The organism is Serratia sp. CoH_122_TC_1, from assembly GCF_058191755.1.
The window spans coordinates 1-8,351 of the sequence record NZ_JBXWLA010000037.1 but is presented as its reverse complement, the minus strand read 5'-3'; the positions used below and the strand labels follow the sequence as shown (position 1 = coordinate 8,351).

Sequence of the window (8,351 nt, the reverse complement as noted above, 5' to 3'; positions counted from 1 at the left end):
CTTAGCGCACCAGGCCGCTGAGGCGGAACGCCGTGCCCATTATGCCGACGCGGCCAGTATTTGGCTTAAAGCATTCGGAGTAGCTCGCGCAGTCGATGTTGCATGGGTACAAATACGTATCGATTTTTGTGTCAACGCCGCATCGCGCAACTGGGGTAATTCTCAATGAGCAAAGTTAACACTAAAAAAGAGGAATCTCTTTCTCTTAAAGTCCTCAAAAACCTGCTTAATTACGATCCAAAATCTGGTGAATTTACATGGCTGAAGAACCGTTCTTCAAAAGCAAAGGCTGGTCAAGTCGCCGGTTCAGTTTGCAAGGATGGCTATCGGCATATCAAGGTCAATGGCATGAACTATAAGGCGCATAGACTTGCCTGGTTCTACTGTCACGGAGTATGGCCAGACAGTGAAATTGATCACCAGTTTCATGATAGAGACGACAATAGAGCCAAATTCATACGCAAGGCAACACCTAGCGAAAATAGCATGAACCGAAGCGTTAGGAATGATAACTCCAGCGGGTTTAAGGGTGTTTCCTGGAATAAAAAGAGCAAGAAATGGTCGGCAGAAATTACATCTAAAGGGAAACGAATGTTCCTTGGTTTTTTCGAACATCCTGAACTGGCTGCAGAGGCTTATAGAAAAGCCGCAGAAGAACATCACGGCAAATTTGGATGGTGAAAACATGTCAAAATATCAACTTATTTATGCTGATCCTCCATGGCAATACGGAAATAAATCTTCTAACGGAGCCGCAGAAAACCATTATGGAACAATGGCAACCTCTGACCTGAAGAGACTGCCGGTTTGGTCTATCGCAGAAGAGAATTCAGTCCTAGCTCTTTGGTACACCGGCAACCATAGCCAGGAGGCGATCGCACTCGCTGAAGCATGGGGCTTTAGTGTGCGAACGATGAAAGCTTTCACATGGGTGAAGCTCAATCAGCAAGCCGAACTGCGTTTCAATAAAGCGCTGGAGCAACAAACCATCTTCGACTTTACCGACCTACTCGACATGCTCAACGCTGAAACACGGATGAACGGCGGCAACTATACGCGGGCCAACTCGGAGGATGTGCTGATCGCAGTTCGCGGACAGGGCATTGAGCGTGCCAGTGCATCGATAAAGCAGGTTGTCTTTAGTTGTCTTGGTGAACATAGCCAAAAACCATGGGAAGTCAGGCACCGTCTTGAGCGGCTTTATGGTGACGTATCCAGAATCGAACTGTTCAGCCGCGGCGATGCGCCAGGCTGGGATCATTGGGGGAATGAATGCCCAGTAAACAACCTGACGCTGATTCCCGCAGCGTTCAGAAAAACCTTCTCCGTAGCACAGCCCGAGAGCTTCTAAGAGATTTCGACTCCCCCACCAACAATTTCACCCTTCGACAGCTACTCGACAAACACTCAGTGAAAATCGCGCCCTATTGGCCTAAGCATCCACCGGCATGGCTGCGCCTTTGCTGTGAAGTTCATAGAGTTCGCGAGGGAAAATAGCAGAGGCAAAGATGGACAAATACAGCCTTACGAGGGATGAGGCTTGCGCTTTCCTGGGAGTTTCCGCGCCAACATTAACTGCGTGGATTCGCTCAGGAAGGCTATCAGCCACCCGCAAAGATCCAACCAAACCGAAATCCCCCTACCTCATAACCAGAAATGCATGTATTGCCGCACTCAATATTCCGATCCACACTGTGCCCGTGAGTGCGGCTGATGCGACAGAGGAAACACCATGTCTATCTTCCGTAGAGGTGAAACCTGGTACGCGAGTTACTCGCAACCGGGCGGCCAGCGTATTAAGGAAAGCCTTGGCACAACGGACAAGCGCCAAGCACAGGAGTTGCACGACAAGCGAAAAGCAGAACTTTGGAGAATAAATCGTCTGGGGGAAATGCCGGATGTGACGTTCGAGGAAGCCTGCTTGCGCTGGCTTGAGGAAAAAGCAGACAAGAAGTCGATTGACACGGACAAGGTGCTAATCGGCTTCTGGCTGAATTATTTTGAAGGTGTGAAATTGAAGAATATCACGGAAGCGAAGATTTATTCGACCGTGAGTAAAATGACAAACCGTGTGCACCATGAAAACTGGCGCAGAAGCGCCGAGGCTTTAGCTAAACAAGGCAAGGAAGCGCCAGAGTTCAAACACAAGCCTGTTTCTGTTGCTACCAAGGCTGCTTACCTGGCTTTTATGAAGTCTCTTCTGAGAGCCGCAGAGCGAGAATGGAAATGGTTAGACAGAGCTCCAATCATCAAGATCCCCCAACCGAAGAATCGGCGGATTAGATGGCTGGAACCTCATGAAGCACAACGTCTAATAGACGAGTGTCCAGAGCCGTTGAAGTCAGTTGTTAAATTTGCGCTGGCTACTGGGTTACGGCGTTCGAATATTCTCGACCTGGAGTGGTCGCAGATCGACATGCAAAGGAAGGTAACCTGGATACACCCAGAGCAAAGCAAATCGACCAGGGCAATTGGCGTTGCCCTGAACGATACAGCATGCAAGGTTCTTCGTGACCAGATTGGTCGCCATAGCAAATGGGTATTTGTCCACACTGAACCCAAGACTCGATCTGATGGAACCGTGGCACCAGCGATGAGGAAAATGCGCGTTGATTCGAATACAGCTTGGCGTCTGGCGAAAAAACGCGCAGGTATAGAAAATTTCCGATTTCATGACCTGAGACACACATGGGCCAGCTGGTTAATTCAGTCAGGAGTACCATTATCAATTTTGCAGGAAATGGGGGGTTGGGAGTCGATAGAAATGGTGCGTAGGTATGCCCACCTTGCGCCAGATCACTTAACTGAACATTCCCGTCAGATTGATGTAATTTTTGCGGAGTGTGTCCCAATTTTGTCCCATCACGAAAATCTGGACGGGACAAATAACAGCTAAGCATATGATTTTAAATGGTGGGTCGTACAGGGTTCGAACCTGTGACCAATTGATTAAGAGTCAACTGCTCTACCACCTGAGCTAACGACCCAACGGGTTAAATTATTCGCCTCCACACCCCGAATGTCAAACGCTTACACTCATTAGTTTTTTTCATGCGATATTTTTAACCTCTTGTTTTATCAATGAGATAAGCCACATTAGGGCTATTAATCTGCTACGAGCCAGAGTAATCTTCCGCCCCCAAGACGTCCGATTTGCCTCCGCAGTGTAAAGAACAATCGACTTTTATCCCTCGCATAAATGTTGTAAACATGTTGCACAAAGGTGGCGTTATTGCACTACCTTACTAAAGCCGGGAAAACCGGATAATCGTATAAAAAAGAGCCACTTCAGAGCTCGCAATTTCACTCATGACAGGTAAAACAGGACATCATAAGATGGTAGATCAATCTAAAATAGCCGCAGAGGCACCGCCAGAATCAGAAGATCATCTACGGCGAAACCTAACTAACCGACATATTCAACTGATTGCCATTGGTGGCGCTATCGGTACAGGCCTGTTTATGGGGTCCGGCAAAACCATCAGTCTGGCCGGGCCTTCTATCATCTTCGTGTACATGATTATCGGCTTTATGCTGTTCTTCGTGATGCGAGCCATGGGCGAGCTGCTGCTCTCCAATCTGGAATACAAGTCCTTCAGCGATTTCGCCGCCGATTTGCTCGGCCCTTGGGCTGGTTTCTTCACCGGTTGGACCTACTGGTTCTGCTGGGTCGTCACCGGTATTGCAGACGTCGTGGCAATAACCGCCTATGCGCAATTCTGGTTCCCCGAACTGTCACAGTGGATCGCTTCGTTGCTGTGCATCTTGCTGTTGCTGGGCCTGAATCTGGCAACGGTGAAGATGTTTGGTGAGATGGAGTTCTGGTTTGCGATGATCAAAATCGTCGCCATTGTTGGGCTGATCGTTGCCGGACTTGTCATGATCGCCATGCAGTTCCAGTCGCCTACCGGTACCGTCGCATCGTTCTCGCACCTGTGGAATGACGGTGGCATGTTCCCGAAAGGCATCAGTGGCTTCTTCGCTGGGTTCCAGATCGCGGTATTCGCCTTTGTCGGCATCGAACTGGTCGGGACGACTGCGGCTGAAACCAAAGATCCTGAAAAAGTGCTGCCACGCGCCATCAACTCAATTCCAATCCGTATCATCATGTTCTACGTGTTCGCGCTGATCGTGATTATGTCGGTCACACCATGGAGCTCAGTGGTTGCCGACAAGAGCCCGTTCGTTGAGCTGTTCGTACTGATTGGCCTGCCTGCGGCCGCCAGCGTAATCAACTTTGTGGTCTTGACCTCCGCGGCCTCTTCCGCCAACAGCGGGGTGTTCTCTACCAGCCGCATGTTGTTCGGTCTGGCGCAGGAAGGCGATGCACCTAAGTCGTTTGCTAATTTGTCCAAAAGAGCGGTACCGGCTAACGGCCTGACCTTCTCGTGTATCTGCCTGCTGGGTGGCGTGGTGCTGATTTACCTGATCCCGAACGTGATGACGGTATTCACGCTGGTTACCACGGTTTCGGCGATCCTGTTTATGTTTGTATGGACCATTATTCTGTGTTCGTATCTGGTTTATCGTAAGCAACGCCCAGCGCTGCACCAGAAATCGATCTACAAGATGCCGGCCGGCAAACTGATGTGCTGGGTGTGTATGGCGTTCTTCGCCTTTGTACTGGTACTGCTGACGCTGCGTGATGACACCCGTCAGGCGCTGATCGTCACGCCACTGTGGTTCGTGGTACTCGGTCTGTCCTACGTGTTCTTGCGCAAGAAAAAAGTGGCTTAATCCTCTCCAGGGGGACGGTTCACTGTCCCCCTACCCCCCTCCGCTGGCGCTTAGCGCGGCCGGATCCCATCGATAATCACTCTCTGCACGTTTTCCACCGTCTGTAGAAAAAATGCCTCATCCTCTAAGGTCTTGCCGGTCACGGCTTCTACCTGTACCCAAAAATCGGCATAGTGTTGGGTGGTTGCCCACAGCATGAAGATCAGGTGGTGTGGATCTACCGCCGCGATATGCCCCTCGGCAATCCAGCGCTCAATCATGGCAGACTTCTCGTCCACCAGCGCCTTCAGCCCCCCTTGCAGTTCCTGTTTTAGCAGCGGCGCCCCTTGGATCATCTCCAGGCAAAAAAGCCGTGACGCCTGCGGGTGATGGCGGGACACTTCAAGTTTCAATCGGATATATTCGCCAATAGCCTGCAGGGGTTCCTGATCGGCCCGTAACGCCTTCAACGGCGCCAGCCATACCTCAAGAATGCCTTTCAACACCGCCACATACAGCTCTTCTTTAGAAGGGAAGTAATACAACAAGTTGGTTTTAGATACTTCGGCACGCTCCGCCACCTGGTCCAGGCTAGTACCGTGAATGCCGTACAGTGAGAAAAACTCCAGCGCAGCATCCATAATGGTGCTGCGTTTTGCGGCCACCGCACGTGAGCGGCGCGTGGGCGATTTAGCGGCTTGTGGCTTCACTACGGCTCCTTAAAGCAAGCTGATTCAAGCCAGCATAACAAAGCCACCCAATGAAACCTACGCCTTTGCCGACTACCCCTTCCGAGTGATTTTTTGCACCTTTAACGGGCAGCTGCGCCTATTTTTTGTGCACTTCATTTTTACCAAATGGTCTGTTTTAGACCATTTGCTCAACCAGGCAACTTCGTTTTAAAACAATGCATTGATAAACAAGACATTTTTAAAACTGGCACTGCGTTTGCAATAACTGTCGTATCCCACGCAGCCCGAAGGAACCAATTCAGGCAACGTGCGTACCGCCCTATTCGCAGACCCGAGGTGTTCAAATGAAAATTGGCGTATTTATTCCGATCGGCAACAACGGCTGGCTGATTTCCAGCAATGCACCACAGTACAAACCCACGTTTGAACTCAATAAAACCATCGTGCAGAAGGCCGAGCACTACAACTTCGATTTCGCCTTGTCGATGATAAAACTGCGCGGCTTCGGCGGCAAAACCGAGTTTTGGGATCACAATCTGGAGTCTTTCACACTGATGGCCGGGTTGGCCGCCGTCACCTCTCGCATCAAGATCTACGCGACAGCCGCTACCCTGACCATGCCACCCGCGATCGTCGCCCGTATGGCCTCCACCATTGATTCCATCTCAAACGGGCGCTTTGGCCTTAATGTGGTGACCGGGTGGCAAAAACCGGAATACGAGCAAATGGGCATGTGGCCGGGCGACGATTACTTTGGCCGTCGCTACGATTATCTGGCGGAGTACGTCAATGTGCTGCGCGACCTGTGGGGGACTGGTAAATCCGACTTCAAAGGTGAGTTCTTCCAAATGGACGACTGCCGCGTCAGCCCGCAGCCGCAGGCGGACATCAAGGTGATCTGCGCCGGACAAAGCGATGCGGGCATGGCCTTCTCAGCCAAATATGCCGATTACAACTTCTGCTTTGGCAAGGGCGTCAACACGCCCACCGCCTTTGCGCCGACCGCGGCACGCTTGAAAATCGCCGCCGACAGCGAAGGTCGCAACGTGGCCTGCTACGTGCTGTTTATGATTATTGCCGATGAAACCGACGAGGCCGCCCGAGCCAAATGGGAAAGCTATAAAGCAGGAGCCGATACCGAGGCCCTGGCCTGGCTGACCGAGCAAAGCGGCAAAGACACCACCTCCGGGGCCGACACTAACGTGCGCCAAATGGCGGACCCGACCTCTGCCGTTAACATCAATATGGGTACGCTGGTCGGTTCCTACGCCAACGTAGCACGCATGATGGATGACATCGCTACCGTACCCGGTACCGAAGGCGTGCTGCTGACCTTCGATGACTTCATCAAAGGGGTGGAAGACTTCGGCGAGCGGATCCAGCCGCTGATGAAAAGCCGCGCCGACGTTTGCCCACAAACCGCCACAAACCGTGAGGTGGCATGATGAAAATTGTCGAGAGCCAACCCGTAGTACGCCGTCAGATACCACAGGCTGGGGACACAGTAACCCTGCCCGCCCGCCCGGAGGCCATCGCCTTTGCGCCGCAGGAAACGGCGTTGATCGTGGTTGATATGCAAAATGCCTACGCCTCGCCAGGCGGTTATCTGGACCTCGCCGGTTTTGATGTCTCTGCCACCGCCCCGGTGATCGCCAACATCAAACGTGCGATCAGCAGCGCACGCGCCGCAGGCGTCAAAGTGATCTTCTTCCAAAACGGCTGGGACAACCAGTATGTCGAAGCTGGCGGTCAGGGGTCGCCAAACTGGCATAAATCCAACGCACTGAAGACCATGCGCAAACGCCCAGAACTGATGGGTAAGCTGTTGGCGAAGGGCGACTGGGATTACGAACTGGTGGATGAACTGCAACCCCAGCCAGGCGATATTGTGATCCCGAAACCCCGTTACAGCGGCTTCTTCAATACGCAGCTCGACAGCCTGCTGCGCTCATATGGCATTCATCATTTGGTGTTTACCGGCATCGCTACCAACGTCTGTGTGGAATCTACGCTGCGCGACGGCTTTTTCCTCGAGTACTTCGGCATTGTGCTCGCCGACGCCACTCACCAAGCCGGGCCACTATTTGCTCAGCAAGCCGCGCTGTACAACATCGAGACCTTCTTCGGTTGGGTATCGGACGTCGACAGCTTCTGTGATGCACTTTCCACCCCGCTCAGCCAAACGGCATGAGTTTTGCCTGCCTCAAGGCGAACAACATCATTCACCAGGAGCACGACAATGCCAAAAACAATCATTACACCGCCGGGCACCGGCAAGCCACTCGCGCCGTTTGTCCCCGGTACACTGGCTGACGGCGTGGTTTACGTCTCAGGGACGCTGGCGTTCGATAAAGAAAATAATGTGGTGCATGTCGGTGATGCCGCGGGGCAAACCCGGCACGTGCTGGAGACCATTAAGACCGTGATCGAAACCGCCGGTGGCACTATGGACGATGTGACCTTTAACTCGATATTCCTCACCGACTGGCAAAACTATGCCGCCATCAATCAGGTGTATGCCGAGTACTTCCCCGGTGACAAACCGGCTCGCTACTGCATTCAGTGCGGACTCGTGAAGCCGGACGCACTGATTGAGATCGCCACCGTCGCCCATATCGGCCGTTGAACCATTACCCGCAGAGGAGCGAGCATGTACTTTGAAATTTTAGGCAAAGGCACACCACTGGCCCCAACGCTGGTCCTTTCCGCCGGGCTGGGCGGCGCAGGCAGCTTCTGGCACCCACAGATTGACATGCTGAGCCAGCATTTCCAGGTGATGGTTTACGACCACTTCGGCACCGCCAGCAGTCGAGGAAAGGTACCGGAAGGTTACAGCATGGCCGACATGGCCGATGAAGTCGCGCAGTTGCTGCGCACCCTCAGCATCGAACGCTGTTGTTTCGTCGGCCATGCGCTTGGCGGCATGATTGGCCTGCAAGTAGC

At 52.4% G+C, this 8,351-nt stretch carries 10 protein-coding genes, 1 tRNA gene and 1 pseudogene; 10 read left to right on the top strand and 2 right to left on the bottom strand.

What is annotated here, in order from left to right; all coding sequences use genetic code 11:
• The 5 genes and pseudogenes from AC2FC2_RS26485 to AC2FC2_RS26465 form a co-directional block, all read left to right on the top strand.
• The coding region (locus tag AC2FC2_RS26485) for an ANR family transcriptional regulator (protein ID WP_490660161.1) at positions 1-169 on the top strand (169 nt) is incomplete at its 5' end.
• Complete coding sequence (locus AC2FC2_RS26480; RefSeq protein WP_490660159.1) at positions 166-681, top strand: HNH endonuclease; 516 nt, start codon at positions 166-168, stop codon at positions 679-681. The genes AC2FC2_RS26485 and AC2FC2_RS26480, both read left to right, overlap by 4 nt.
• Positions 682-685: 4 nt before the next feature.
• On the top strand, positions 686-1,351 hold the full coding sequence (locus AC2FC2_RS26475; RefSeq protein WP_490660158.1) for an MT-A70 family methyltransferase: 666 nt from the start codon (positions 686-688) through the stop codon (positions 1,349-1,351).
• A gap of 157 nt (positions 1,352-1,508) precedes the next feature.
• Positions 1,509-1,643: pseudogene (locus tag AC2FC2_RS26470) on the top strand (helix-turn-helix domain-containing protein); the annotation flags it as partial.
• Positions 1,644-1,732: 89 nt separating this feature from the next.
• The gene (locus AC2FC2_RS26465) at positions 1,733-2,896 is read left to right on the top strand and encodes a site-specific integrase (protein WP_490660157.1); all 1,164 of its coding nucleotides are present in this window, start codon (positions 1,733-1,735) and stop codon (positions 2,894-2,896) included.
• Positions 2,897-2,911: 15 nt separating this feature from the next.
• On the opposite strand, the gene AC2FC2_RS26460 is transcribed toward AC2FC2_RS26465, so the two are convergent.
• Positions 2,912-2,987: transfer RNA gene (locus tag AC2FC2_RS26460), tRNA-Lys, on the bottom strand.
• A gap of 349 nt (positions 2,988-3,336) precedes the next feature.
• Between AC2FC2_RS26460 and cycA the strand changes: the two genes are divergently transcribed.
• Positions 3,337-4,737, top strand: coding sequence for a D-serine/D-alanine/glycine transporter (cycA, locus tag AC2FC2_RS26455; RefSeq protein ID WP_209632661.1), 1,401 nt, complete (start codon positions 3,337-3,339; stop codon positions 4,735-4,737).
• A 50-nt stretch (positions 4,738-4,787) separates the two neighbouring features.
• Here cycA and rutR read toward each other — a convergent pair whose 3' ends face one another.
• A complete protein-coding gene (rutR, locus tag AC2FC2_RS26450) occupies positions 4,788-5,426 on the bottom strand; it encodes an HTH-type transcriptional regulator RutR (RefSeq protein WP_490660156.1) in 639 nt (212 codons plus the stop codon).
• A 326-nt stretch (positions 5,427-5,752) separates the two neighbouring features.
• On the opposite strand from rutR, the gene rutA reads away from it, so the two are divergent.
• The 4 genes from rutA to AC2FC2_RS26430 form a co-directional block, all read left to right on the top strand.
• Complete coding sequence (rutA, locus tag AC2FC2_RS26445) at positions 5,753-6,853, top strand: pyrimidine utilization protein A (protein ID WP_209632659.1); 1,101 nt, start codon at positions 5,753-5,755, stop codon at positions 6,851-6,853.
• On the top strand, positions 6,853-7,599 hold the full coding sequence (gene rutB / locus AC2FC2_RS26440; protein ID WP_490660160.1) for a pyrimidine utilization protein B: 747 nt from the start codon (positions 6,853-6,855) through the stop codon (positions 7,597-7,599). Before rutA ends, rutB begins: the two co-directional genes overlap by 1 nt.
• Positions 7,600-7,647: 48 nt before the next feature.
• Positions 7,648-8,034, top strand: coding sequence for a pyrimidine utilization protein C (gene rutC / locus AC2FC2_RS26435; protein ID WP_209632658.1), 387 nt, complete (start codon positions 7,648-7,650; stop codon positions 8,032-8,034).
• A 24-nt stretch (positions 8,035-8,058) separates the two neighbouring features.
• Positions 8,059-8,351 (top strand): alpha/beta fold hydrolase (locus AC2FC2_RS26430; protein ID WP_490660155.1); only part of this gene is annotated, 293 nt, incomplete at its 3' end.